The 24,348-nt window shown below is 69.8% G+C and carries 23 protein-coding genes; 15 read left to right on the top strand and 8 right to left on the bottom strand.

The window, feature by feature from the left end:
* The first annotated feature begins 30 nt into the window (after positions 1-30).
* Entirely contained in the window at positions 31-807 is a 777-nt protein-coding gene (locus ACTWQR_RS28415; protein ID WP_443230016.1) for an ion channel, read from the top strand.
* 142 nt (positions 808-949) lie between these two features.
* Here ACTWQR_RS28415 and ACTWQR_RS28420 read toward each other — a convergent pair whose 3' ends face one another.
* On the bottom strand, positions 950-1,258 hold the full coding sequence (locus ACTWQR_RS28420; protein WP_443230017.1) for a small hydrophobic protein: 309 nt from the start codon (positions 1,256-1,258) through the stop codon (positions 950-952).
* Between the two features lie 341 nt (positions 1,259-1,599).
* Positions 1,600-3,219: an MFS transporter gene (locus ACTWQR_RS28425; RefSeq protein ID WP_443230018.1), complete on the bottom strand. Its 1,620-nt coding sequence runs from the start codon at positions 3,217-3,219 to the stop codon at positions 1,600-1,602.
* A gap of 224 nt (positions 3,220-3,443) precedes the next feature.
* On the opposite strand from ACTWQR_RS28425, the gene ACTWQR_RS28430 reads away from it, so the two are divergent.
* From ACTWQR_RS28430 to ACTWQR_RS28440, 3 genes are all read left to right on the top strand, one after another.
* Positions 3,444-4,103: a TetR family transcriptional regulator gene (locus ACTWQR_RS28430; protein ID WP_443230019.1), complete on the top strand. Its 660-nt coding sequence runs from the start codon at positions 3,444-3,446 to the stop codon at positions 4,101-4,103.
* A 173-nt stretch (positions 4,104-4,276) separates the two neighbouring features.
* Positions 4,277-5,497 (top strand): alpha/beta hydrolase, encoded by a 1,221-nt coding sequence (locus ACTWQR_RS28435; RefSeq protein WP_443230020.1) that lies wholly within the window; start codon positions 4,277-4,279, stop codon positions 5,495-5,497.
* 58 nt (positions 5,498-5,555) lie between these two features.
* Entirely contained in the window at positions 5,556-6,434 is an 879-nt protein-coding gene (locus ACTWQR_RS28440) for a DUF4429 domain-containing protein (protein WP_443230045.1), read from the top strand.
* Between the two features lie 115 nt (positions 6,435-6,549).
* Here ACTWQR_RS28440 and ACTWQR_RS28445 read toward each other — a convergent pair whose 3' ends face one another.
* On the bottom strand, positions 6,550-7,566 hold the full coding sequence (locus ACTWQR_RS28445) for an aldo/keto reductase (protein ID WP_443230021.1): 1,017 nt from the start codon (positions 7,564-7,566) through the stop codon (positions 6,550-6,552).
* Positions 7,563-8,027 (bottom strand): MerR family transcriptional regulator, encoded by a 465-nt coding sequence (locus tag ACTWQR_RS28450; RefSeq protein ID WP_443230022.1) that lies wholly within the window; start codon positions 8,025-8,027, stop codon positions 7,563-7,565. The genes ACTWQR_RS28445 and ACTWQR_RS28450 overlap by 4 nt, the downstream gene beginning before the upstream one ends.
* Positions 8,028-8,123: 96 nt before the next feature.
* On the opposite strand from ACTWQR_RS28450, the gene ACTWQR_RS28455 reads away from it, so the two are divergent.
* Complete coding sequence (locus tag ACTWQR_RS28455) at positions 8,124-8,594, top strand: GNAT family N-acetyltransferase (protein WP_443230023.1); 471 nt, start codon at positions 8,124-8,126, stop codon at positions 8,592-8,594.
* Positions 8,595-8,743: 149 nt separating this feature from the next.
* Positions 8,744-9,559: a serine hydrolase domain-containing protein gene (locus tag ACTWQR_RS28460; RefSeq protein ID WP_443230024.1), complete on the top strand. Its 816-nt coding sequence runs from the start codon at positions 8,744-8,746 to the stop codon at positions 9,557-9,559.
* Positions 9,560-9,576: 17 nt separating this feature from the next.
* Here ACTWQR_RS28460 and ACTWQR_RS28465 read toward each other — a convergent pair whose 3' ends face one another.
* Positions 9,577-10,233 (bottom strand): pirin family protein, encoded by a 657-nt coding sequence (locus ACTWQR_RS28465; RefSeq protein WP_443230046.1) that lies wholly within the window; start codon positions 10,231-10,233, stop codon positions 9,577-9,579.
* 119 nt (positions 10,234-10,352) lie between these two features.
* On the opposite strand from ACTWQR_RS28465, the gene ACTWQR_RS28470 reads away from it, so the two are divergent.
* From ACTWQR_RS28470 to ACTWQR_RS28490, 5 genes are all read left to right on the top strand, one after another.
* Positions 10,353-11,558, top strand: a complete 1,206-nt coding sequence (locus tag ACTWQR_RS28470) for a PucR family transcriptional regulator (RefSeq protein ID WP_443230025.1) — start codon at positions 10,353-10,355, stop codon at positions 11,556-11,558.
* Between the two features lie 89 nt (positions 11,559-11,647).
* A complete protein-coding gene (locus ACTWQR_RS28475; protein WP_443230026.1) occupies positions 11,648-12,565 on the top strand; it encodes an ACP S-malonyltransferase in 918 nt (305 codons plus the stop codon).
* Positions 12,566-12,587: 22 nt separating this feature from the next.
* A complete protein-coding gene (locus ACTWQR_RS28480; RefSeq protein ID WP_443230027.1) occupies positions 12,588-13,655 on the top strand; it encodes a ketoacyl-ACP synthase III in 1,068 nt (355 codons plus the stop codon).
* Between the two features lie 71 nt (positions 13,656-13,726).
* Positions 13,727-13,975 carry an acyl carrier protein gene (locus ACTWQR_RS28485; RefSeq protein ID WP_443230028.1) on the top strand — a complete coding sequence of 83 codons (249 nt, stop codon included), beginning with the start codon at positions 13,727-13,729 and terminating at the stop codon, positions 13,973-13,975.
* Positions 13,976-14,116: 141 nt separating this feature from the next.
* Positions 14,117-15,388, top strand: a complete 1,272-nt coding sequence (locus ACTWQR_RS28490) for a beta-ketoacyl-[acyl-carrier-protein] synthase family protein (RefSeq protein ID WP_443230029.1) — start codon at positions 14,117-14,119, stop codon at positions 15,386-15,388.
* A 151-nt stretch (positions 15,389-15,539) separates the two neighbouring features.
* On the opposite strand, the gene ACTWQR_RS28495 is transcribed toward ACTWQR_RS28490, so the two are convergent.
* Positions 15,540-16,034, bottom strand: coding sequence for a DUF3145 domain-containing protein (locus tag ACTWQR_RS28495; RefSeq protein ID WP_443230030.1), 495 nt, complete (start codon positions 16,032-16,034; stop codon positions 15,540-15,542).
* A 197-nt stretch (positions 16,035-16,231) separates the two neighbouring features.
* Here ACTWQR_RS28495 and ACTWQR_RS28500 point away from each other — a divergent pair, with 197 nt between their 5' ends.
* Positions 16,232-17,146: an SGNH/GDSL hydrolase family protein gene (locus ACTWQR_RS28500; RefSeq protein ID WP_443230031.1), complete on the top strand. Its 915-nt coding sequence runs from the start codon at positions 16,232-16,234 to the stop codon at positions 17,144-17,146.
* A 42-nt stretch (positions 17,147-17,188) separates the two neighbouring features.
* Complete coding sequence (locus ACTWQR_RS28505) at positions 17,189-18,187, top strand: aldose epimerase family protein (RefSeq protein ID WP_443230032.1); 999 nt, start codon at positions 17,189-17,191, stop codon at positions 18,185-18,187.
* Between the two features lie 78 nt (positions 18,188-18,265).
* On the opposite strand, the gene ACTWQR_RS28510 is transcribed toward ACTWQR_RS28505, so the two are convergent.
* Entirely contained in the window at positions 18,266-20,704 is a 2,439-nt protein-coding gene (locus ACTWQR_RS28510; RefSeq protein ID WP_443230033.1) for a glycoside hydrolase family 3 protein, read from the bottom strand.
* Between the two features lie 132 nt (positions 20,705-20,836).
* Here ACTWQR_RS28510 and ACTWQR_RS28515 point away from each other — a divergent pair, with 132 nt between their 5' ends.
* Both ACTWQR_RS28515 and ACTWQR_RS28520 read left to right on the top strand, forming a co-directional pair.
* A complete protein-coding gene (locus ACTWQR_RS28515) occupies positions 20,837-21,442 on the top strand; it encodes a TetR/AcrR family transcriptional regulator (protein WP_443230034.1) in 606 nt (201 codons plus the stop codon).
* Between the two features lie 475 nt (positions 21,443-21,917).
* Positions 21,918-23,168 (top strand): pyroglutamyl-peptidase I family protein, encoded by a 1,251-nt coding sequence (locus ACTWQR_RS28520; RefSeq protein WP_443230035.1) that lies wholly within the window; start codon positions 21,918-21,920, stop codon positions 23,166-23,168.
* Here ACTWQR_RS28520 and ACTWQR_RS28525 read toward each other — a convergent pair.
* The gene (locus ACTWQR_RS28525; protein ID WP_443230036.1) at positions 23,158-23,961 is read right to left on the bottom strand and encodes an EI24 domain-containing protein; all 804 of its coding nucleotides are present in this window, start codon (positions 23,959-23,961) and stop codon (positions 23,158-23,160) included. The two genes, ACTWQR_RS28520 and ACTWQR_RS28525, sit on opposite strands and share 11 nt — an antisense overlap.
* Between the last annotated feature and the right edge of the window lie 387 nt (positions 23,962-24,348).

Below are 24,348 nucleotides of genomic sequence, written 5' to 3' on the forward strand. Positions count from 1 at the left end.
CCACCCCTTCACGTTTTCTACGATGCGCACATGGAAGAGCAATCGGCGCAGGTCCGTTGGGAGCGGCGTACGTATCGGCCGCTGTTGGGGTTCGCCGTGGCGTTCGGCGTCGCCTATGCCGTGCCGATCGTGCGGCCCGACGCGAGTCGGGAGGTGACGTACTGGTGCGCGGTGGTGGAGTGGGTGGTGTGGGGGGCGTTCGCCCTGGACTACGTCGTGCGGCTCGCGCTGGCCGAGCGGCGCCGGGAGTTCGTCCGCGCGCACTGGCTCGATCTGTGCGCGGTGTTGCTGCCGCTGATCCAGCCGGTGCGGTTGCTGCGGCTCGTCTCCACGCTGCTGCTCGTCGGGCGGCGGGCCCGGCTGGCCTCGCAGATACGGCTGACCACGTATGTCGTGGGCACCGTGGTGGCGCTGCTGATGTTCGGTTCGCTGGCCGTGCTGTCCGTCGAGCGGAACTCGCCGGAGGGAAACATCAAGACGATGGGCGACGCGTTGTGGTGGTCCTTCACCACGATGACGACCGTCGGGTACGGCGACCACGCGCCGACGACCGGGCTCGGCCGGGTGATAGCGGTCGGTCTGATGCTCTCCGGGATCGCTCTGCTCGGTGTGGTGACCGCCAATATCGCGGCCTGGTTCATCTCCCGCTTCGAGTCGGACGACGTGGAGGAGCGGCGGCAGACCGCTGCGATTGAGGCTTTGGCGGAGGAGGTGCGGGCCCTGCGGGCGCAGGTAGCTGCGCTGGCTGAACCGTCTGGTGTGGTTCCGCAGCCCGTGCCGCGGGCTGTGGAGGAGCGGTTGAGTTGACGTGCGGGTGTGTGGGGGCTGGTCGCGCCCACGCGGCGGAGCCGCATATGTGACGGCCCCGCGCCCCTGAAGGGGCGCCCCTGCGGGCGCGCCCCAAACACGAGCGCGCCCTTTGGGGACGTGGTCCCTCGCCGGCCCCGGGCTAGAGCATTCCGTTCCCCGGGGCTGCCGTTCCGGCCAGCCAGATGATGGCCAGGAGGGTGTCGATCGCGCCCAGTACCAGGGCGACGAGTGCCGGTACCGGGCGGGCACCGTTCCAGGTGCGCCCCATGGCGAGCCAGCCGCAGACGACCGCCACCGGGCCGAGGATGATCCCCAGCACGAAGAAACCGGCGACCGCGCAGATGACTCCGATGATTCCGAGCGTCGCGCGATCCGGCCCGCTCCGACGCCACGTTCGGCCCCGTGAGCGGGGGTGCTTGCGCGTGGTGTGACCGAAGCCCGCCATCATCAACTCCCTGGACCTTTGAGCCGGCCGGATGCCGGCCGGTTCGGGCTCGATGCGGCGAGTACCCCGGGTCGTTTTCTTAAGACCCCTGGTTCTGGCCACTTCTGGTGCGGAGTCAGGTTCTGGGGCGGATTCAGGTCCGTACTTCGTTTTCCTTCGGTCCCACGGCGCGCTGCCCCCCTCCGGCAGCACGCCGCGACCTCACCGAACTGCCGTGTCGTACGGATCAGTTGGGAGCACTGTGACCCGCCGGGCGATCGATATGACAGTCATACGGAAAGGCGTCACCCTGATAGGCGAAAGCCCCGCCGGGTGAACTCGACGGGGCCGGGCCGCCTTGCCGGTCAGACGTGTCCGACTCCCGCGCCCGCCTCCGCGTTGACGCCCCGCTTGGTGAGCAGGGCGACGAAGATCGCCACGATGGCGACGCCGGCCGCGACCAGGCTCGCCAGGCTCATGCCGGAGATGAACGTGTCGTGCGCGACGTTCGTGATCTTCTCCGCGACCTCCGGCGGCGTGCCCTGCGGTACCGGGGCGGCGCCGACCTGGACCGCCTCCGAGGCCTGGCCCTGCTGGGCCGGGGTGAGCGGCGGGAGCTTGGCGTCCGCCCAGTTGCCCGCGAGGTCGCTGTTGACCTTGGAGGCCATCACGGCGCCGAGGACCGCCGTGCCGAGGCTGCCGCCGATCTGCATCGCGGCCTGCTGGAGACCGCCGGCGACACCGGAGAGCTCCATCGGCGCGTTGCCCACGATGACCTCGGTGGCGCCGACCATGACGGGCGCGAGGCCGAGGCCCAGAAGCGCGAACCAGATCGACATGACCGGGCCGGACGTGCCCGTGTCCAGCGTGGACATGCCGTACATGGCGAGGGCGGTGAAGGCCATGCCGCCCGCGAGCGGGATGCGCGGACCCGTCTTGGTGATCACCGCGCCCGCGAGGGGCGAGCCCACGATCATCATCCCGGTGAGCGGGAGGAGGTGGAGACCCGCGTCGATCGGGCTCATACCATGCACGTTCTGCAGGTAGAAGGTGACGAAGAACAGGCCGCCCAGGAAGGCGATGGCCATGAGCACCATCAGGACGACACCGGCGGACAGCGGTACGGAACGGAAGAGCGCGAGCGGGATGAGCGGCTCACGCACCCTGGTCTCCCAGAACGCGAACAGGCCGAAGCCGACCACGGAGACGACGATGAACGTCCAGGTCAGGCCGTCGCCCCAGCCCCAGTCCCCGGCCTTGATGATCGCCCAGACCAGGCAGAACATGGCGCCGGACAGCAGGCCGATGCCGAGCAGGTCGAAGGAGCGCGGCGCGTTCTCGGCGCGGTGGTCCAGGAGGATCCCCACGCCCAGGGCGACCGCGAGGATGCCGACCGGCACGTTGATGAAGAACACGGACTGCCAGCTGACGTGCTCGACGAGCACGCCGCCCAGGATCGGGCCACCGGCCGTGGAGGCACCGATCACCATGCCCCAGATGCCGATCGCCATGTTCAGCTTCTCGGCCGGGAAGGTGGCCCGCAGCAGACCGAGCGCGGCCGGCATCAGCAAGGCGCCGAACAGGCCCTGGAACACACGGAAGACGATCACGAAGGCGATGCTGTCGGACAGTCCGATGGCCCCCGAGGCGGCCGCGAACCCGACCACGCCTATGAGGAAGGTCTGCCGGTGGCCGAACCGGTCGCCGAGCTTGCCCGCGGTGATCAGCGTGACCGCGAGCGCGAGGAAGTAGCCGTTGGTGATCCACTGGACGTCCGCGAAGCTCGCGTTCAGGTCCTTCTGGATGGCCGGGTTGGCGATGGCCACGATGGTGCCGTCCAACGCCACCATCATCACGCCGACGGCCACGGTGAACAGGGTGAACCAGGGGTGGCCGCGCAGCCCCTTGGCCGGGGTCGGTCCCGAGGCGGCGGACGAGGCCTTGTCGGCGGGGCCCTTCGGGTCGACGGTGGTCTGACTAGTCATGCGGTCGAGGCTAATGACAGCCACTGACAGTTGACAAACCAATTCACAAGTCGGTAACTGTCACGTCACTCACGGATAGGCTGAACTGGGCCGACGGACACCGGACGGACACCGGCAGCCCTGCGGACGTACGAGGGAGTCGGCCGGACGAAGAAGCCGGGCGGACGAAGAAGCCGAGCGGACGAAGAAGCCAGCCGGACGAAGAACTCGACAAGGGGTTCCCCATGGAGACAGTGCCACGACCGGGCCTGCGCGAGCTCAAGAAGCAGCGCACCCGGGACGCGCTGCTGCGGGCAGCCCTGGAACTGTTCACGACCAAGGGGTACGAGCAGACGACCGTCGACGAGATCGCCGAGGTCGTCGACGTCTCGCAGCGCACGTTCTTCCGGTACTTCGCCGGCAAGGAGGAAGCCGCCTTCGCCGTCCAGGTGATGGTGGAGTCGCACTTCGTCGAGTCGGTCCGCCGACGCCCGCTCCACGAGGCGCCGTTGGAGGCGCTGCGCAGGGCCGTCCTGGAGAGCTGGGACACCTTCGGAGAGGTCATCGAAGCAGTCATCCCGATCGAACTGCACATGCGCACCTTCCAGTTGATCGAGTCGACGCCGGCACTGCTCGCCGCCCACCTCGCCCGCCAGGAGGGACTGGAGGAGGAGGTCGCACGCGTGATCGCGGAGCGTGAGGGCCTCGACGTGGACGCCGACCCGCGACCGCGCGTGACGGTGGCCCTGTTCGGTGGCGTGATTCGACTGACGAGCCGACTGCTGGGTGCGGGCGAGGACCTCAGCGTCGAAGCGATCCGCGACCTCACCGCCCTGTATCTCGACCAGATCGGGCCCGCGTTGGCGGAGAACTGGCACACGGTCGGCGCGGCGGACAGGGAGTGACTCCCACCGCACACAGAGTCGCGTCGCGGTGCGCACGAGACCCGTCACGTACGCACACAGCGTGATGGCCCGACTCAAGGTGCGTCCGGTTTAACCCAATTACCCCTACCGAAACGTGATCCGCCTCACTCGGTTAACGCGAGACCCGTTCGTTCTCCTAGTGTGTCCTTTCAGTGACTTCCTTCGACTCCACCCCTCAACTCAACGTCTGGCGCATGCTGCTCGCGCTGGCCGTCGTGTTCGTGATGCTCGCGACCACCGGCTGGACCGCGGTGCGCAACCAACGGGGAGCGGCCACACCGCTCGCGGCCTCCCTGTCCGCCTGGGAACGCGGTCACATAGACGGGCTCCGGCTGCCGGACCCGGACTCCGCGCCGGCCGGGCTGACCCGGTTCTTCGCCTCGCTCGACGCCCACCAGCGCACACGGCTCGCCAGTCGCTACCCGCTCGCGGTCGGCAACATGAACGGGGCGCCGGTGAAGCTCCGCTACCGCGCCAACCGCATCGCCCTCGACCAGGCACGCAAGGTCGAGCTCAAACGCACGCACGACAAGCGGCTCTCGGAGCGCGGACAGCACAACGCGGCCCGCCGGATGCACCGGTACGAGGACCTGATGGCCAAGGAGCGCCGGATCCTCGCCTTCGACCCGATGGGTACGGGCCGGGTGGCGGAGGTGTTCGGGGACCTCGGCAAGGCCGAGCGGGTCTCGGTCGTGGTGCCCGGCGTCGACACCGACGTACTGAACTTCCAGCGCACCAACCGCATGTACTCGGCACCCGTCGGGATGGCGAAGTCCCTCCACCAGGCGGAGCAGTGGGCGAGCCCCGGGACGCGTACGGCCGTGATCGCGTGGGCCGACTACACGGCACCGAGCGGGCTCGGCATGGACGCGGCCACCGGGGTGCGCGCCGAGGAGGGCGCGGTCCGGCTCAACGACCTCGTGCGGGCGCTGCCCGGCCGTTCGCAGGTCGCGCTGTACTGCCACAGCTACGGGTCCGTGGTCTGCGGTGTCGCCGCACACTCCCTGCCGTCCCGGGTCTCCGACATCACGGTGGCGGGCAGCCCCGGGATGCGGGCCGAGAAGGCCTCACAACTGGACACGTACGCCCAGGTGTGGGCCATGCGGGACTCCGACGACTGGATCCAGGACGTGCCGCATCTGGAGTTCGGCGGACTGGGGCACGGGGCCGATCCGGTGTCCGCGGCGTTCGGGGCGCGGGTGCTGTCCTCACAGGGCGCCGAGGGGCACGGCGGATATTTCGAGCCGGGCACCGAAAGCCTGCGGAACTTCGCCCAGATCGGCATTGGCGCGTACCGGGCGGTGCGCTGCGCACATGAGGATGATGTGTGCCAGAAGGGTTTGCCCGGCACGGCAGAGGCCGGACGCGCGTAGAGAACGAAGAAAGTGCGGTCTGCTCAGGGAGGGGACTTGGAAGCGCATGCCGCATACGATGGCCCGCATGGGTGACGTATTGGCCGGATTTCATGCCGCCTGGGAGTTCGAGTCGGACTCCGTGCTCATCCGCTTCGAACGGGGGATCCGCACGCCGAAGCTGTTCCAGGCGCTCGGTGAGCGCCGCATCCCGCTCGACGCGATAGCGGCTGTGACACTGACCCCCGGCAAACGCGGGACGGTCGTCCTGCGCGCCGAGCCGAGACCGGGGGCGGATCCGCTGATGGAGGCGGCCGCGGGACAGCTCAAGGAGTCGGCCGACCCTTACCGGCTGGTGCTGCCCGCCGAGCGCGAGACTCTCGCCGAGTACTACGCGGACGAGCTGCGGGCTCTCCTCGCGACCAACGACACGGACCCGCCGGAGCGCTATCTGGTGGACGCGCCGGAGACGCCCCTGCAGTTCAAGGCGTACGACGGGAAGGCGTCCTTCGACGGCAAGTCCGTGCACTACCGGTGGTTCTGGACGGGCGCGTCCTCCGCCAAGTGGAAGGCCGGCGACCAGAGTTTCGCCGTCTCGGACCTGATAGGTGTCGAATGGCGCTCACCGGAGGTCTTCGAGGGGCACCTCCGGCTGCTGCGGCGTGAGTCGGCGGTCCCTCAGCCCGCCCAGGCCGACCAGGATCCGGCCGCGGTTGTCTTCGGGCTCGGGTACGGGCCGGTGCACGAGTCTCTTCCCTTCGCGGCGTCGGTCCTCGCGGCGGTGCGGGGGGCCGGGTCGGCCGCCAAGGTCGAGGCCTCGGTCCTGGCGGCCGACCCGCGCCGCGATCCCGCCGACATCGCCGAGCGCATTCGTCACCTGGGCGAGCTTCATGAGGCGGGGCTCGTCACGGATGAGGAGTTCAGCACGAAGAAGGCGGAGTTGCTGGCGGAGCTTTAGGGCTTCGCTGCTTCAGGGCTTCGCTGGGGGAGTTGGGGAACCGCGGTCGTTTTTACAGTGCGGGTGATTCGTGGCTGGTCGCGCAGTTCCCCGCGCCCCTTTCAGGGGCGCTCTTCTACTCCCTGCCCGCCGATGCGAACGTCATGTCCGCGTAGCGGTTGCCCGCCACCTTGGAGGCGATCGGTTCCAGCAGCGTCATGTCGTCCTCGCCCAGTACGATCCGCGTCGCCGCCACGTTCTCCTCGACGCGTGTGCGCTTGCGCGTGCCCGGGATCGGTACGGCCGGGAGGCCGTGCACCGTCGCCTGGCACTGCACCCACGCCAGCGCGATCTGGCCGAGCGAGGCGCCGTGAGCCTTCGCGACCACCCGGATCGGCTCCAGCAGCGCCGCGTTCGCCGCCGCGTTGTCGCCCGTGAAACGGGGTTGCTGGCGGCGGAAGTCGCCGTCGGTCAGGTCCGTGTCGGCGTTCACGAAGGAACCGGTGAGAAAGCCCCGGCCGAGCGGTGAGTACGGGACCAGGGCCACGCCCAGCTCACGCGCGGCCGGTACGACGCCGGCCTCGATGTCGCGGCTGAACAGCGACCACTCCGACTGGACGGCCGCGATCGGGTGCACGGCCTGGGCTGCCCGCAGCTCGCCGCCCGTGACCTCGCTCAGTCCGAGGTGCTTGACCTTGCCCTCGCGGACCAGCTCGGCCATGACGCCGACGGTCTCCTCGATGGGGACGTTCACGTCACGGCGGTGCATGTAATAGAGGTCGATCACTTCGACATCCAGGCGCTTCAGGCTCGCCTCGACGGCCTGGCGGATGTACGGCGGGTCGTTGCGGATGACCCGCTTCGTCGGCTCGCCCGGCGGGATCCCCAGGGCGAACTTCGTCGCGATGACGACCTCGTCGCGGTGCGCCTTGAAGAACGGGGACAGGAACTTCTCGTTCTCCCCCTGGCCGTACGCGTCAGCGGTGTCGTAGAGCGTGACGCCGAGTTCCAGCGCCCGCTCGAGGGTGGCCCGTGCCTCGTCGGTGTCCGTGGGGCCGTACGCGAAGCTCATGCCCATGCAGCCGAGACCCTGCACCCCCACCTCGGGGCCGCCCGTGCCGAGTTCGACCTTCGCGATCCTGCTGTCCGTCATCGGGACCTCTCCGACGCCAGGGCCCGCCCGGCGTCCGCATAGAAATTGATCTTCCGGTCGAGCACCGCGAGCGTGTCCTGGAGCTCGGCGATCCGCTCCCGGACGTCCCGGCGGGTCGCCTCCAGCAGCTCGAAGCGCTCGGTGTACGTGTGGTCGCCCTCTCGCACCATCTCCGCGTACCGCACCATGTCGGCGACCGGCATCCCGGTCAGCCGCAGCTTGCCGACGAGGTCGAGCCAGTCGAGGTCGCGGTTGCTGTACCGGCGCTGGCCGGTGTGCGAACGGTCGATGTGCGGCATCAGCCCGATCCGCTCGTACCAGCGGAGGGTGTGCGCGGTCAGGCCGGTGAAGGCGACGACCTCGCTGATCGTGTACTGGTCCTGGCCGTCCGGACGCCGCTCCGCGTGTGGTAGGCCTGCACAGCTGTCGGTCCTGGTGTCCGTGGTCTCCATCACCGTCATGGCCCCAACGCTAAAACCTTGGAGTGCGCTCCAAGCAAGCGGATTCCGGTGAAATTCCGTCGACTTGGTGGCGCTGCGCTGGCTACGGTGCCGATCATGAGTCTCGTACGCCGGGCTGTGCCCGAGGATGCCGAGGAACTGCTTCGGCTGCGTCAGGTGATGATCGACTCGATGGCCGGTTCGGACTCGTCCACCCAGTGGCACGCCGAGTCCCTGCCTACCGTACGCGGCAGGCTCGCCGACCCGCACGGGGGTTTCGCCGCGTTCGTCGTCGACCACCCGGAGCGGCCCGGGGTGCTCGCGGCGCTTGTGGTCGGGACGTTGGAGTACCGGATCGGGCGGGCGGGGAATCCGCACGGGCGGGTCGGGTACGTGTTCAGTGTCGCCACCGATCCGGATGTGCGGCGGCGGGGATATGCGCGGGCCTGTATGGAGGTTCTCCTCGACTGGTTCCGTGAGAAGGGTGTCGCGCAGGTGGACCTCAATGCTTCCTCAGAGGCCGAGCCGCTGTACGCCTCGCTCGGTTTCGTACGTAAGCCCGATCCCTCGATGCGGTTGCGGCTTTGACTACGGGTTGGTGGGGGCTGGTCGCTCCCCCACTCTCGGCTGCGCTCGAGCGGGGCCCCCATCGCGGCGGAGCCGCAAATGTCACAGCCCCGCGCCCCTGAGGGGCGGGACCCGAACCGGCGCATCAAAGTGCCCTTAGGCTCTTGTGCATGTCTTTGCAGAGCCTCGCGTTGATCGAGAAGTGGCCCGTCCCCACCGCCGCCGCTGCCGTTGTACGCGCGGACGGCACCGTACTCGGGACCCATGGCCCCGTTACGCAACGCTTCGCGCTCGCCTCCGTCACCAAGCCCCTCGCCGCCTACGCCGCCCTGGTCGCGTACGAGGAGGGGGCCATCGAGCTCGACGAAGCGGCCGGGCCGGAGGGGTCGACCGTGCGGCATCTGCTCGCGCACACCAGTGGGCTCGCCTTCGACGAGCACCGGGTGACGGCGGAGCCGGGGGTGCGGCGGCTGTACTCCAATGCCGGGTTCGAGCAGCTCGGCGATCACATCGCGAAGGCGACCGAGATCCCCTTCGCCGAGTACCTGAAGCAGGCGGTGCTCGAACCGCTCGGGATGGCGCACACCTCCCTCGACGGCTCCCCCGCGAAGGACGGCGTCTCGACCGTCGACGACCTGGCGCGCTTTGCCGCCGAGGTGCAGGCGCCCCGGCTGCTCGACCCGCGGACGGTCGCCGAGGCGATGACCGTGCAGTACCCGGGCACGAAGGGCGTCCTGCCGGGCTACGGCCACCAGAACCCGAACGACTGGGGCCTCGGCTTCGAGATCCGCGACTCCAAGTCGCCCCACTGGACCGGGAGTTCATCCTCTCCGCGTACCTTCGGCCACTTCGGCCAGTCCGGTACGTTCCTGTGGATCGACCCGGCCGCAAGCACGGCCTGCGTGGCGCTGACGGACCGGGCGTTCGGGCCGTGGGCGGTCGAGGCGTGGCCGGCCTTCACGGACGCGGTGCTCGCGGAGCTGTAGCGCGTACGCGCTCCGGGTCAGCCCTGGGTCATCTCCCAGAGCAGCAGCTCCGACTCGCCCCGGGCCACCGCCTCCAGGTCCTTCGCGTCCGTGATGCGGGCCGCGTCCCCGGGGCTCAACACCGAGCTGTCCAGCAGGACTTCACCGCGTACGACATGCGCGTAGACGAAGGGCGCGTCCGGGACCGCCGTGCGCTCGCCGGACGCGAGACGGCGTACGTGCAGCATCGCGCCCGCCTCCGGGACCGCGTACGGCGTGGAGTCCGCGATGCCGTGGACGATCTCGTAGGCCGGGTCGCCGCCCGGCTCCAGCGGGGCCAGCCACATCTGGACGAAGACCAGCGGCTCGGACCCGTCGTTGCGTTCGACGTGGCGGACACCGCCCGCCGAGCTGAGCCGCTGGACGTCCCCGGGGCGTACGAGCGACTCGTGGCCGGCCGTGTCGCGGTGGGTGAGTTCGCCCTCGACGACCCAGGTGACGATCTCGGTGTGGCTGTGCGGGTGCTCGTCGAAGCCGGCGCCGGGTGCGAGGTGCTCCTCGTTGCAGGCGATGACCGCGCCGAAGCGGAGGTTGTCCGGGTCGTAGTGCGGGCCGAAGGAGAAGGCGTGCAGGGACTCGATCCCGGCCGCCGGGTCGCCTCCGCGGTAGCGCTCGTCGGCGCGCCGTACGTCCATCACGCACCCCACCGTAGACCCGCGCTTCCCCTCGTCCGGGACTCGCACGGCAGACGGCCGCGTCGCTCACCTGTGCCCCGCCGCCGCACACTCACGTCCTGATAAGGCAGTCTTGTCCCGTGCCCGAACCCGAAGCCAGCAACACCCAACGCGCGGCGCACGCCGTCCACGCCCACACAGCGACCCTGAAGCGGCTGGAGAGGTCGGCCGGAAGTCTCGCCGCCCAGGCCATCGCGCGCATGGACGAGACGCTGCCGTGGTACCGGGCGATGCCCCCGGAGAACCGTTCGTGGATCGGCCTCGTCGCGCAGGCCGGTATCGCCGCGTTCACGGAGTGGTTCCGGCATCCGGACGCTCCGCAGGCGATCTCCACGGACGTCTTCGGCACCGCGCCGCGCGAGCTGACCAGGGCGATCACCCTGCGGCAGACCGTGGAGATGGTGCGTACGACGATCGAGGTGATGGAGTCCGCGATCGACGAGGTCGCGGCGCCGGGCGACGAGTCCGTGCTCCGCGAGGCGCTGCTCGTGTACGCCCGGGAGATCGCCTTCGCCACGGCTCAGGTGTACGCGCAGGCCGCCGAGGCACGCGGTGCCTGGGACGCCCGGCTGGAGTCCCTCGTCGTCAACGCGGTGCTCTCCGGAGAGGCCGACGAGGGCGCCGTCAGCCGTGCCGCGGCTCTCGGCTGGAACTCGCCCGAGCATGTGTGCGTGGTCCTCGGCACGGCGCCGGACGGTGACAGCGAGCTGACCGTCGAGGCGATCCGGCGGGCCGCCCGGCACGCCAAGCTCCAGGTGCTGACCGGGGTGCTCGGCGACCGGCTCGTCGTCATCGCGGGCGGCAGCGACAACCCGCTCGCCGTCGCGAAGTCCCTGATCGGGCCCTACGCCGCGGGGGCCGTCGTCGCCGGGCCCGTGGTGCCCGACCTCCAGGCCGCGACCCGGTCCGCGCAGGCCGCGGCCGCCGGGCTCAAGGCGTGTTTCGCCTGGCAGGACGCCCCGCGACCGGTGCTGGCGGACGATCTGCTGCCGGAGCGCGCGATCGCCGGGGACCCCTCGGCCCGCGACCAACTGGTGGAGGAGATCTACAGACCACTGGAGGAGGCCGGGTCCGCTCTTCTGGAGACACTCAGCGTCTATCTGGAACAGGCGAGCAGTCTCGAAGGCGCGGCCAGGATGCTCTTCGTACATCCCAACACCGTGCGCTACCGGCTTCGACGTGTGACTGACGTCACCGGCTGGTCACCGTCTGATGTACGTTCGGCGTTCACGCTGCGAATCGCGCTGATCCTGGGGCGTCTGGCCGATGGAGATCCTCAACTCTAGGCTTTTGTCGGGGACCTACAATTCCCCCTCCTGTTCTTCGTCCTTGTCCCCACGGGCGGCCGTGCCCATCCACAAGAGAGAGTGTGAGAGTGCTCGTACTCGTCGCTCCCGGCCAGGGCGCCCAGACGCCCGGCTTCCTGACTCCTTGGCTCGAACTCCCCGGTGCCGCCGACCGCATCACCGCGTGGTCGGACGCCATCGGGCTCGATCTTGCCCACTACGGTACGAAGGCCGACGCGGACGCGATCCGGGACACGGCCGTCGCTCAGCCGCTGCTGGTCGCGGCCGGGCTCCTCTCCGCCTCGGCACTCGGTGACATCGCTCCTGGTGCCGTCGCGGGGCACAGCGTCGGCGAGTTCACCGCCGCCGTTTGCGCGGGCATCCTCGACGAGGCGCCCGCGCTCGGACTCGTACGCAAGCGGGGCCTGGCGATGGCCGAGGCCGCCGCCGTCACGCGGACCGGTATGTCGGCGCTGCTCGGCGGGGACCCCGAGACGACGATCCCGCACCTGGAGAAGCTGGGCCTGACTCCGGCGAACGTGAACGGCGCGGGCCAGATCGTGGCCGCCGGCACGCTGGAGGAGCTTGCCGCCCTGGAGGCCGACAAGCCCGAGGGCGTACGCCGGGTCGTGGCCCTCAAGGTCGCCGGTGCCTTCCACACGCACCACATGGCCCCGGCGGTCGAGACGCTCGCGCGGGGCGCCGCCGAACTGACGCCCGCCGACCCGAAGATCACGTACCTCTCGAACAAGGACGGCCAGGCCGTCACCACCGGCACGGAGGTCCTCTCCCGCCTGGTCGGCCAGGTCGCCAACCCGGTCCGCTGGGACCTGTGCATGGAGACCTTCAAGGAACTCGGCGTGACCGCGCTGCTCGAGGTGTGCCCCGGCGGCACGCTGACCGGTCTCGCCAAGCGCGCGCTGCCCGGCGTGAAGACGCTGGCGCTGAAGACCCCCGACGACCTGGACGCGGCTCGCGAGCTCATCGCCGAGCACGCTTCCGCCTGAGCGCGTAAGGAGCCGACAGAGCATGTCGAAGATCAGGGCCCGCAAGGGCGCCCCGTACGCGCGCATCCTCGGCGTGGGCGGTTACCGTCCGACCCGTGTCGTGCCGAACGAGGTGATCCTCGAGACGATCGACTCGTCCGACGAGTGGATCCGCTCGCGCTCCGGCATCGAGACCCGGCACTGGGCGAACGACGAGGAGACCGTCGCCGCGATGTCGATCGAGGCGTCCGGCAAGGCGATCGCCGACTCCGGGATCAGCGCCGAGCAGATCGGCGCCGTGGTCGTCTCGACCGTCTCCCACTTCAGCCAGACCCCGGCCATCGCCACCGAGATCGCCGACAAGCTCGGCACCGCGAAGGCCGCGGCTTTCGACATCTCGGCGGGCTGCGCCGGTTTCGGCTACGGACTGACCCTCGCCAAGGGCATGATCGTCGACGGTTCGGCGGAGTACGTACTCGTCATCGGCGTCGAGCGGCTCTCCGACCTGACCGACCTGGAGGACCGCGCCACGGCCTTCCTGTTCGGCGACGGGGCAGGTGCGGTCGTCGTGGGTCCCTCCCAGGAGCCGCACATCGGCCCGACCGTCTGGGGCTCCGAGGGCGACAAGGCGGGCACGATCAAGCAGACCGTGCCCTGGGACCGCTTCCTCCCCCACTCTCGACTTCGCTCGAGCGGGGGGACCCCCACCGGCGACGTCTCCCAGCTGCCCCTGGACTCCAAGGGCGAGGTCAAGTTCCCCGCGATCACGCAGGAAGGCCAGGCGGTTTTCCGCTGGGCCGTGTTCGAGATGGCGAAGGTCGCCAAGGAGGCGCTGGACGCCGCCGGACTCACTGCGGACGACTTGGATGTCTTCATTCCCCACCAGGCCAACGAGCGGATCATCGACTCGATGGTGAAGACTCTCAAGCTGCCGGAACACGTCACGGTCGCCCGTGACGTGCGCACCACCGGTAACACCTCGGCCGCCTCGATCCCGCTCGCTATGGAGCGGCTCCTGGCGACCGGCGAGGCGAAGAGCGGCGACACCGCGCTCGTCATTGGCTTCGGGGCGGGTCTCGTATACGCAGCGACGGTCGTTACCCTCCCCTAGGCACGCCGTCCGGATCTTTCCGGGCGGCAGCACCGCCACACCCTCTGGATACACAAGAAGGAGCGCCTGACATGGCCGCCACTCAGGAAGAGATCGTCGCCGGTCTCGCCGACATCGTTAACGAGATCGCCGGCATCCCGGTCGAGGACGTCCAGCTGGAGAAGTCCTTCACCGACGACCTGGATGTCGACTCGCTGTCCATGGTCGAGGTCGTCGTCGCCGCCGAAGAGCGCTTCGAGGTCAAGATCCCGGACGACGACGTCAAGAACCTCAAGACCGTCGGCGACGCGACCGAGTACATCCTCAAGAACCAGGCCTGAGCACCTCGTCGGGCAGCGGGCTCCGGCCTGGCTGCCCGCGCCTGGAGCTGAAGCAGACCTGTCGCTGAAGCTGACGCTGAATGCCCCGCCACCCGGCGGTGGCGCCGCTGAATCCTCGTATCCGTTGGAGAAAGAATTCCCGTGAGCCCGACCAATCGCACCGTGGTCGTCACCGGTATCGGCGCAACCACACCGCTGGGTGGCGACGCAGCCTCTACCTGGGAGGGCCTGGTCGCCGGACGTTCCGGTGTCCGCGCCCTGGAGCAGGAGTGGGCCGCCGACCAGGCGGTCCGTATCGCGGCGCAGATCGCCGTGGAACCGAGCGAGGTCATTCCGCGCCCGCAGGCCCGCCGCCTCGACCGCTCGGCGCAGTTCGCGCTGATCGCGGCCATGGAGGCCTGGGCCGACGCCGGTTACACCGACACGGCGGGCAAGGACGGCAAAGTCGACCCCAACCGCCTCGGCACGGTCATCGCCTCCGGCATCGGCGGCGTCACCACCCTGCTCGACCAGTACGACGTGCTCAAGGAGAAGGGCGTCCGCCGCGTCTCCCCGCACACCGTCCCCATGCTGATGCCGAACGGCCCCTCGGCCAACGTCGGTCTGTACGTAGGCGCCCGCGCCGGTGTGCACACCCCGGTCTCCGCCTGCGCGTCGGGCGCCGAGGCCATCGGCTACGCGATCGAGATGATCCGCACCGGCCGCGCCGACGTCGTCGTCGCCGGCGGCACGGAGGCGGCCATCCACCCGCTGCCCATCGCCGCGTTCGGCAACATGATGGCGATGTCCAAGAACAACGACGACCCGCAGGGCGCCTCGCGTCCCTACGACGTCGGCCGGGACGGCTTCGTCCTCGGCGAGGGCGCGGGCGTCATCGTCCTGGAGTCGGCCGAGCATGCCGCGGCGCGCGGTGCCCGCGTGTACGCGGAGGCGGTCGGCCAGGGCATCTCCGCCGACGGCCACGACATCGTGCAGCCGGAGCCGGAGGGGCGGGGCATCGCCCACGCCCTGCAGAACCTGCTGGACAACACCGGTCTGGACCCGGCGGAGATCATGCATGTCAACGCGCATGCCACGTCGACGCCGGCCGGGGACGTGGCCGAGTTGAAGGCGCTGCGCAAGGTCTTCGGCGACGAGGCCGATCACTTCGCGGTCTCCGCGACCAAGTCGATGACCGGGCATCTGCTGGGCGGTGCGGGTGGTGTGGAATCGGTCGCCACGGTTCTCGCCCTGTATCACCGGGTGGCGCCGCCGACCATCAATGTCGACAACATCGATCCTGAGGCCGAGGCGAACGGGGATGTCGTTCGCGGCGAGGCCCGCAAGTTGCCTGTCGAGGGGCGGATTGCGGCCCTGAATGACTCGTTCGGGTTCGGTGGGCACAACGTGGTGCTGGCGTTCCGCACAGTCTGATTTCGGCCGTAGTTTGTGCTGAACGGTGAGTGGCCCGGCTCCTCTTTGAGGAGTTCGGGCCACTCACCGTTTGTGGTTTGTCGTTTGCCGACTGCGGGGCCTCTTGGGCTGGTCGCACCCACGCGGCGGAGCCGCATAGGGAGCTTGTCAGTCAGACGACCTGGTGGAGCCAGCGCACGGGAGCGCCCTCGCCCGCGTAGCGGAAGGGTTCCAGTTCGTCGTCCCAGGGCTTGCCCAGGAGCTTGGTGAGTTCGGACTCCAGTTCCGTTTCGCCGCGTTGGGAGCGGACAAGGGCGGCGCGCAGTCGGTCCTCGGGGATCAGGATGTCGCCGTGGATGCCCGTGACGGCGTGGAAGATTCCCAGGTCAGGGGTGCAGCTGTAGCGCTCGCCCTCGGCGGTGGCGCACGGCTCGGCGGTCACCTCGAAGCGCAGCATCTGCCAGCCGCGCAGTGCCGAGGCGAGTTTGGAGGCGGTGCCGACCTCGGCCTTCCAGGAGAACTCCGATCTCCACGTGCCGGGTGCCGCCGGCTGCCGGATCCAGTCGAGGTTGACGCGCGTGCCGAGTACGCCCGCGACTGCCCACTCGACGTGCGGGCACAGCGCGCGCGGCGCGGAGTGCACGTAGAGAACTCCACGTGTCGTCACTGGGACCTCCGGACAGAGCGGGCATCTTGCAACTTGGCGGAACATCAGTGGCAGGGCCGCCACGGGGCGAGGCTATCGTGCGGCGGCGCAAGGAGTGTGACGTACCGTCGGTCCCAACGCCTGGAAACACTGAGGTTTCACCCGGGGGGACGTCACAGGGGTGGCCTGCAGTTGCGTGAGGAACGAGGGGAACTGGGATGCGGAAGCGTGGTCACCGTTCGCAGGCCGTCGTCGCGACCGCGGCGGCGGCACTTCTGAGCGTTGCCGGACTGGCCGGATGTGATGCGAGCGGCGGCAATTCCCCAGGGCCGAACGGCACCTCCGCGAGAGGCTCGAAGCCCTCCCCGACCCCCTCCCCCGCCTGGGACCGCAGCCCGCGTTCGGTGGCCGCCGTCGGCGACTCCATCACGCGCGGCTTCGACGCCTGCAAGGTGCTGTCCGACTGCCCCGAGGTGTCGTGGGCCACCGGGACGGACTCGAAGGTGAACAGCCTCGCGGTACGCCTCCTCGGCAAGGCCGGGGCCGCCCAGCGCAGCTGGAACTACGCGGTGACCGGCGCCCGCATGGCCGACCTGACCGACCAGATGGCCCGGGCCGTCACGAAGAAGCCCGAGTTGGTCGCGGTGATGGCAGGCGCGAACGACGCCTGCCGTCCGACCACGTCCGCGATGACATCGGTGTCGGACTTCCGCGCCGAGTTCGAGGACGCGCTGGGCACGCTGCGGGAGGCGCTGCCCAAGACCCAGGTGTACGTGGCGAGCGTGCCCGATCTGAAGCGGCTGTGGTCGGAGGGCCGGGGCAACGAGCTGGGCAAGCGGATCTGGAAGCTGGGCATCTGCCCGTCGATGCTGGGCGACGCGGACGCGCTGGACTCGGCGGCGACCCTGCGGCGCGACACGGTGCAGGACCGGGTGGAGGCGTACAACGAGGCGCTGAAGGACGTGTGCGGTAAGGACCGGCTGTGCCGCTTCGACGGCGGGGCGGTCTTCGAGTTCCGTTTCGGCATCGAGCAGTTGAGCCACTGGGACTGGTTCCACCCGAGCAAGAACGGACAGGCACGGCTCGCGGAGATGGCGTACGGCGTGGTGACGGCGGAGAAGCCGCCCGCGTGAGCGCATGCCTGACCGGCCGCGCGACCGCATAGAGTTTCGATCATGCACAGCGAGCGCAGTCAGCACAACGAACTCTTCGGCACCCTTCCCGACGGCTCTCCTGTCCACCGCTGGACGCTTGAGCGCGGCGGGGTGCGGGTGCGTGTCCTCACGTACGGCGGCATCGTGCAGTCGGTGTTCGTTCCCGACCGGGACGGCCGGTCCGCGGACGTGGTGCTCGGCTTCCCGGACCTCGCGGGCTACCTGACGCATCCGGAGCCGTACTTCGGGGCGCTGGTCGGGCGATACGCGAACCGGATCGCGGGCGGTCGCTTCCCGCTCGCTGGGCGGACGTACCAGTTGGCCCGGAACAACGAGCCCAACTCCCTGCACGGCGGCGAACGCGGCTTCGACAAGCGCCTGTGGGACGCTGAGCCGCTCGAACACGGCGTGCGGCTGTCCCGGGTGAGTCCGGACGGCGAGGAGGGCTTCCCGGGCCGTCTGGAGGTCTCGGCGGAGTACACGCTGGACGAGTCCGGTGCGCTGCGGATCTCGTACGAGGCGGTCACGGACGCGGTGACCGTGGTGAACCTGACGAACCACACGTACTGGAATCTGCACGGGTCGGGGAACGCGGGCGGGCACGAGGTGCGGATCGCCGCGGGGCGGTTGACGTCTGTGGACGCCAACCTGATTCCTACGGGTGCGCTCGCGGAGGTCGAGGGAACGCGGTTCGACTTTCGCGCGGCGCGGAAGGCCGGTGCCGGATACGACCACAACTTCGTGCTCGACAAGGGGGTGACCGATTCGGCTGTTGAGGTGGCCGAGCTGTGTGATCCGTCGTCCGGGCGGGTGTTGAGGGTGGCTACGACCGAGCCTGGGCTTCAGCTCTATACCGCGGATCATCTTGGTGGGTCGCTGCCGTTCGCGCCGGGGGACGGGATCGCGCTGGAGACTCAGCACTTTCCCGACTCCCCGAACCGGCCGGAGTTCCCGAGTACGGAGCTGCGGCCGGGCGGGGTGTATCGGTCGGAGACCGTCTACGCGTTCTCATGGCGGTAAGCGTTGTGCGTAGTCCGGAGACCTGTGGGGGCTGAGCGCGCAGTTCCCCGCGCCCGCTAAACAGACCTGGTACGGGCGTTAGAACTCGACGGTTGCTGTCAGCCTGCGGTCCGCGATTGAGTGGGCCGCCTCGACCTCGTACGAACCCTTCATGTATGTCCAGGAGTTGGTCCGGTCGTCCCAGATCTCGAAGGCGCGGCGCGGGAGTTCGATGGTGATCTCGGTACTTTCGCCGGGAGCGGCCTCGACCGTCGCGAAGCCTGCCAGCCAGCGAGCGGGACGGGTGGCGTCGGGCTCGGTGGGGGCCAGGTAGAGCTGGACGGTCTCGTGGCCCGTGCGCGTGCCGGAGTTGGTGACCTGGACGGTGACCGTCGTGCCGCTGATGCCGATCGAGTCGTACGTCCAGTCGGTGTAGCCGAGGCCGTGGCCGAAGGGGTACGAGGGGGTCCTGTTCCGCTTCTCCCAGGCCCGGTAGCCGATGAAGACGTCCTCGGTGTAGGGGAGTTCGCCTTCGGACGGAGTGACCTGGGTGATGGGGACGTCGTCGAAGGAGCCCCAGGTGGTGGGGAGGCGGCCGCCGGGCTCGTGTGTGCCGGTGAGGACCTCGGCGAGGGCGGCGCCGCCCTCCTGGCCGGGGAACCAGGTGAGGAGTACGGCGGCGACTTCGTCGCGCCACGGAAGTTCCACCGGGGAGCCTGAGTTGACGATCACGACGGTGTTCGGGTTGGCGGCGGCGACCGCGTGGACGAGTTCGTCCTGGCGGCCGGGGAGCCCCAGGTTCGTACGGTCGTAGCCCTCGGACTCGACGCGGTCCGTGGTGGCGACCACGACGACCGCGGTGTCGGCGGCGCGGGCGGCCTCGACGGCCTCGGCGATCAGCTCGTCGGGGTCGCGCCGCGGTTCCTGGTGGGCGAGCGTGAAGCCGATGACCTTCATGGGGGCGTCGTCGGGAAGGGCGATCTCGTGGCGCAGTGAGACCTCGTAGGTGGCACCGGCGGTGAGGTCCACCGTGGCGCGCTCGACGGGAGCGCCGAAGAACGTCACGAACGGGTCGTCCGTCTCGGCGCGTTGGGTCTCGTCGAAGTACGTCGTGCCGTCGACCGTGAGCGTGAAGTCGCCCAGGCCCTTGATGCCGAAGGTGTGCCGGCCGCTCTCGCGCGGGGTGAACGTGCCGGTCAGCTCGACGGTGTGCAGGACATCGTGGCTGACGCCTTCGGGGAGGTCCGAACCCATCCACTGGATCTGTCCGTTGGGCGCGGAGCCGGTGCCGATGACGGTGCCGTCGGCGTCGCGGCAGACGGCGCGCAGCTCGAACCCCTTGTCGGCGGCGGTGAGTTCCTCGTTCGGGTCGGCGCCGACCGCGTACGTCAGCGTGCCCTCGGGCAGGGCGGCGGTGAGGCCGTCGAGCGGGGAGACGACCCGGGCGGGGAAGACGGTGGCGGAGCCGCCGCCGAGGACACGGGCGTCGCGGGCCGCGGCGCCGATCAGAGCGACCGAGTGGCCTTCGCCGAGCGGGAGGGCACCCTGATTGCGTACGAGGACGAAGGAGCGGCGGGCGATCTCGCGGGCCAGGGCCTCGCCGTCGACCTCGTCCGGCAGCTCGGTGACGACCGGCTCGGCGCCCTCCAGGATGCCGACGCGGGCGGCGAGCCGCAGTACGTTCCGTACCGCCTCGTCGACCTTGGACTCCTCGGCCCGGCCCTCTCGTACCGCTTCGGCGAGCGCCTCGCCGTACACCGTGGTCGGGCCGGGCATCGCGACGTCCAGGCCGCCCTCGATGGCGCCGACGGTCGCGCGGGCGGCCATCCAGTCGGAGACGTTGAATCCGTCGAAGCCCCACTCGCCGCGCAGCACCTCGTTCACCAGGTAGCGGTGCTCGGTCATCGTCGTGCCGTTGACCGAGTTGTACGCGGTCATGATGCCCCAGGGGTGGGCGTTCTCGACGATGGCCTCGAAGGGCGCCAAGTAGAGCTCGCGCAGGGCCCGTTCGGAGACTCGGTTGTTCACCGTGAAGCGGTCGGTCTCGGCGTCGTTGGCGACGAAGTGCTTGACGGTGGTGCCGACGCCGCCCGCCTGTACGCCGTTGACGTATCCGGAGCCGATCCGCCCTGTCAGATACGGGTCCTCGCTGTACGCCTCGAAGTGGCGGCCGCCGAGCGGTGAGCGGTGCAGGTTGACCGTGGGGGCGAGCAGGACGTGGACGCCCTTGCGGCGGGCCTCCTGGGCGAGCAGCACCCCTGCCTCGCGGGCGAGTCCGGGGTCCCAGGTGGCGGCGAGCGCGGTCGGGGACGGCAGGGCGATGGACGGGTCGTCGGCGGTCCAGCGCACTCCGCGTACGCCGATCGGGCCGTCGGACATGACCAGGGACTTCAGGCCGATCTCGGGCAGTGCGGGCAGGGACCACATGTCCTGGCCGGCGAGCAGGTGCGCCTTCGCGTCCAGGTCGAGCTTGCCGAGTGCCGCCTCGACGACTGCCTCGCGCGCCTGGTCGGCCTGGGTGGGGTCGGTTCCCGCCATGGGGGTGCCTCCTCGTTGAAGTCCCGTTCGGTCCTGAAGTCCGTACCGTCCCTCCATCCTGCATCCGTCACCTGTAGATCGGTAGGTTTCGTTACGTTGACGTTATAAATGGTCGGCGGGGAGATCGTGCCCATGTCGTACGGTGACGTCATGGCAAGCAAGGCGCCCAGGGCGACCAGGAGCGCGGAGAGGCGCGCGGAAATCCTCCGGGCGACGCTGGAGGTGATCGCCGAGCGCGGTTACCGGGGCGCGAGTCTGGCGGCGGTCGCCGAGCGGGTGGGTCTCACCCAGCAGGGGCTGCTGCACTACTTCCCTACCAAGGAAGCGCTGCTTGTCGCCGTGCTGGCGGAGCGCGACCAGTGGGACGCGGTGCCGGACACGCAGTGGCGGCTCGATCTGCTCGAGTCGATGGTCGAGTACAACGCGATGCGGCGCGGCATCGTGCAGACCTTCTCGGCGTTGCTCGGCGAGAGCGTCACGGAGGGGCATCCGGCGCGCGAGTTCTTCACCGAGCGGTACGAGGCCGTGCGCGCGAGTTTCGCGCAGGTGCTGCGCGTCGAGTACGGGGAGCGGTTGCCGAGCGGGCTCACGCCGGAGCGGGCCGCTCCGCTGCTGGTCGCGGTGATGGACGGGCTTCAGTACCAGTGGTTGCTCGCGCCGGAGGCTGTGGACATGCCGGGGGCGTTCCGGGACTTCCTTGCGCTGCTCGGTGAGGGTTCTGGGCTCGGCGAGGGCTGATTGGGGTTGTCTGCGGTTGTCTGCGGGTTGGTGGGGGCTGGTCGCGCAGTTCCCCGCGCCCCTTGGGTGTGTGGGGGGTCGGGGCCGCGCCGGGGCATCCGACCGCCGCTCTGAGGTGGTTGGGTTGGCCGGGAAGCGCGGCGCTCGGACGCCCCGGCACGTCCCCTCACGCCGACGGAAGGCTGCGGACGGGTAGGGGCTGGGGTTACGGCCCCTACCCGTCGGGGGCGCGGGGAACTGCGCGACAAGCCACTGCCGGCCCGCACTGTACGAACCGGCCTGAGGCTCTCTTTTTGGGGGCGCGGGGAACTGCGCGATCAGTCCACGACGACCGGCAGTCCAGGAACCGCAGGCACGAAGATCTCCATGTGACCCACTCAGGTCACTGGAGCACCATGGCGCACGTCCCGTCTGTCACGCATACTGCCGCCATCCGACGACGTCCCCCACTCGCGACGGAAGGCCCTGAACTGCCTTGACCAACATACGTTTTCAGATCGGCGCCCTTGGCCTGGCGGCCCTGTTTGCGGGACTCGCCGCGCCGCCCGCCCTCGCGGCGGAGGACCCCGTGGCCGCGCCCACTGTGGAGGAGCAGCGCCTCGACAAGGCGGCGCCCCAGGAAATCCTGGCCCGCTCCGGATTCGACACGGTGGCACCGGAGTTCGCCCGGGCGCTGGGCAAGGCGCACTCGTACGCGGAGGCCGAGCGGGTGGCCGTGCGGCAGGGTGGGCGGTTGTGGCGGCAGGCGGTCGACCGGGCGCAGGGGCGGGGGCCGGCCGGTGGTGATCTGAGTCGGGACGACGACCGGCCGCTGTACTGGGCGCGGCTCGGCATGACGCGTGAAGTGCGCCAGTGGGAGCCGGAGTTCGGCCTCACGGAGACTCAGCGCGGGAAGCTGCTCGACTCACTTGAACGGACCTCTCGCGGTCAGGACACCATCCGCTACCCGCACACCAAGGGCGTCAAGCGGATCCTGGTGACCGGCTTCGACCCGTTCACGCTGGACCGGGACATCCGGATCTCCAACCCTTCCGGAGCCACCGCCCTCGCCCTCGACGGCACCGTGATCGAGACGGCGGACGGCCCCGCCCGCGTCGAGACCGCCCTCTTCCCCGTGCGCTGGCAGGACTTCGCCGACGGCACGGTGGAGCGGACGCTGCGCCCGCACCTGCCCCACGTCGACCTGTTCGCGACGGTCAGCCAGGGCCGCGTCGGCCGCTTCGACGTCGAGCGCACCAACGGCGCGTGGCGGGGCGGCTTCCCGGACAACGAGAACCTCTCCCGCACCGAGACCGTCCCGGTCACCGACCCCGCCTCACAACCCCAGTGGACGTCAACGACCTTGCCGTACAAGGAGATCGTGGCCGCGAGCACGGGCCGCTTCCCCGTGTACGACAACACGTCGGTGACCGAGATCCCGGCGGGTGGCACCGAGCCCGTCGTACGCCCCGAAGGCCCGACGGCCGGCTCGACGGCTCGTGCGGGCGGTGGTGGCAACTACCTCTCCAACGAGATCGCGTACCGGGCGACGCTCCTGCGGGACCGGCTGGGCCTGAACTCCTCGCTGCCCGGCGGGCATGTCCACACGCCGGTACTGCAGTTCGGCGCGGGCAACACGGATCCGGCGACCGGGACGGTCACGGATCCCGAGTTCGTCCAGAACCGGCTGGACATCATCGCCCAGGTCCGCTCGATCCTGACGGCGGCGGCGGACGTCACCGGCTGACGCTGTCCGCCTGCTCCCCGTCGTCCGAGTTCTCCTCGTCCTCACGGGTTTCCTCGCCCAGCAGGTCGCGGGCCATCAGTGTGGCGCCCGCGACCGCGCCGGGCATCAGGAAGACGGCGACGAAGGGCACCACGAAGGCGAGGGCCAGCGGGGTGCCGAAGCCCCAGATCAGGGTCTTGCGGGCGCGCAGCATGGTGAGGCGGTCGCGGAGTTCGACGCGGCGGCGCTGAAGGGCCACCGCCGTCAGTTCCTCTGTCAGGAAGAAGCCGGTGACGATGAAACCGATCACCGGGACGACGGTCTGCCCTACCAAGGGGATGAATCCCAGAGCGAAGAGCAGTACGCCCCACACGGCCGCCCTGAGCACGATCCTCAGGCTGTCCCGTGCCGAGATCAGCAGCTCGCGCCACAGAGGCAGGCCCGACTCCGGTGCCGTGCCGTCCGGGGAGACGTCCCTGTCCACCTTCTCGGAGAGGTTTTCGTAGAAGGGCTGGCCGATGAGGAGGGTGACCGCGGTGAAGGTGACTACGGCGAGGAGGAGTGCGAGGGCGAAGAGGACTGCCGTCAGGAACCCTCGGAAGAGGCCCAGCCACGGGCTGGACCAATCGTCGGCGAACGGGGTGGCCCAGTCCACGAAGTCCGTGCCCCACAAGGCCAGGGACGTCAGGGCGGCCGCGTACAGCACGAGGGTGATCAGTCCTGGGATCAGGCCGAAGCCGAACTGCTTTCCGTGTCGGGCGACCCACCGCTGGCCTCGCACCAAGTACTTGAACCCCACGCCGAGATCATGCATGTCTGCACCTTACCGGGGTGCCGGGGCCGGGTTCCGGGGGCTTCTGCGGGTCGGCCGGGGCCGAGGTGGGTGGCTTTCCTTTCCCCAACCCCACCCCTTCCCGAAACTGGGGACTCCGCCCCCAGACCCCCAGGTCGGAAGGGGGTCTTGAGGTGGTGTGTTTACTGCGGGTGGGTGGGGGCTGGTCGCGCAGTTCCCCGCGCCCCTAAAAGACTTGGGGGCCTCAGGTCGGTTCTCACACTGCCGGTCCTCGTGGGCTGGGCGCGCAGTCCCCGCGCCCCTGAAGGGGCCTCGGCCCCCACCCGTCCGCAGCCTTCCGTCGGCGCGAGGGGACGTGCCGGGGCGTCCGAGCGCCGCGCTTCCCGGCCAACCCGACTACCTCAGAGT

It is taken from the genome of Streptomyces sp. 2A115 (assembly GCF_052245575.1).
GTDB lineage: Bacteria > Actinomycetota > Actinomycetes > Streptomycetales > Streptomycetaceae > Streptomyces.

Excerpts from the sequence above, each read along its gene's own strand:
- ACTWQR_RS28415 (WP_443230016.1), top strand. The coding sequence starts at position 31 with ATGGAAGAGCAATCGGCGCAGGTCCGTTGGGAGCGGCGTACGTATCGG.
- ACTWQR_RS28465 (WP_443230046.1), bottom strand. The coding sequence starts at position 10,233 with ATGGACGTACGGCGCGCCGACGAGCGCTACCGCGGAGGCGACCCGGCG.
- ACTWQR_RS28455 (WP_443230023.1), top strand. The coding sequence starts at position 8,124 with ATGAGTCTCGTACGCCGGGCTGTGCCCGAGGATGCCGAGGAACTGCTT.
- ACTWQR_RS28430 (WP_443230019.1), top strand. The coding sequence starts at position 3,444 with ATGGAGACAGTGCCACGACCGGGCCTGCGCGAGCTCAAGAAGCAGCGC.
- ACTWQR_RS28440 (WP_443230045.1), top strand. The coding sequence starts at position 5,556 with ATGGCCCGCATGGGTGACGTATTGGCCGGATTTCATGCCGCCTGGGAG.
- ACTWQR_RS28450 (WP_443230022.1), bottom strand. The coding sequence starts at position 8,027 with ATGACGGTGATGGAGACCACGGACACCAGGACCGACAGCTGTGCAGGC.
- ACTWQR_RS28425 (WP_443230018.1), bottom strand. The coding sequence starts at position 3,219 with ATGACTAGTCAGACCACCGTCGACCCGAAGGGCCCCGCCGACAAGGCC.
- ACTWQR_RS28500 (WP_443230031.1), top strand. The coding sequence starts at position 16,232 with ATGCGGAAGCGTGGTCACCGTTCGCAGGCCGTCGTCGCGACCGCGGCG.
- ACTWQR_RS28510 (WP_443230033.1), bottom strand. The coding sequence starts at position 20,704 with ATGGCGGGAACCGACCCCACCCAGGCCGACCAGGCGCGCGAGGCAGTC.
- ACTWQR_RS28445 (WP_443230021.1), bottom strand. The coding sequence starts at position 7,566 with ATGACGGACAGCAGGATCGCGAAGGTCGAACTCGGCACGGGCGGCCCC.
- ACTWQR_RS28460 (WP_443230024.1), top strand. The coding sequence starts at position 8,744 with ATGTCTTTGCAGAGCCTCGCGTTGATCGAGAAGTGGCCCGTCCCCACC.
- ACTWQR_RS28505 (WP_443230032.1), top strand. The coding sequence starts at position 17,189 with ATGCACAGCGAGCGCAGTCAGCACAACGAACTCTTCGGCACCCTTCCC.
- ACTWQR_RS28480 (WP_443230027.1), top strand. The coding sequence starts at position 12,588 with ATGTCGAAGATCAGGGCCCGCAAGGGCGCCCCGTACGCGCGCATCCTC.
- ACTWQR_RS28420 (WP_443230017.1), bottom strand. The coding sequence starts at position 1,258 with ATGATGGCGGGCTTCGGTCACACCACGCGCAAGCACCCCCGCTCACGG.
- ACTWQR_RS28485 (WP_443230028.1), top strand. The coding sequence starts at position 13,727 with ATGGCCGCCACTCAGGAAGAGATCGTCGCCGGTCTCGCCGACATCGTT.
- ACTWQR_RS28525 (WP_443230036.1), bottom strand. The coding sequence starts at position 23,961 with ATGCATGATCTCGGCGTGGGGTTCAAGTACTTGGTGCGAGGCCAGCGG.
- ACTWQR_RS28515 (WP_443230034.1), top strand. The coding sequence starts at position 20,837 with ATGTCGTACGGTGACGTCATGGCAAGCAAGGCGCCCAGGGCGACCAGG.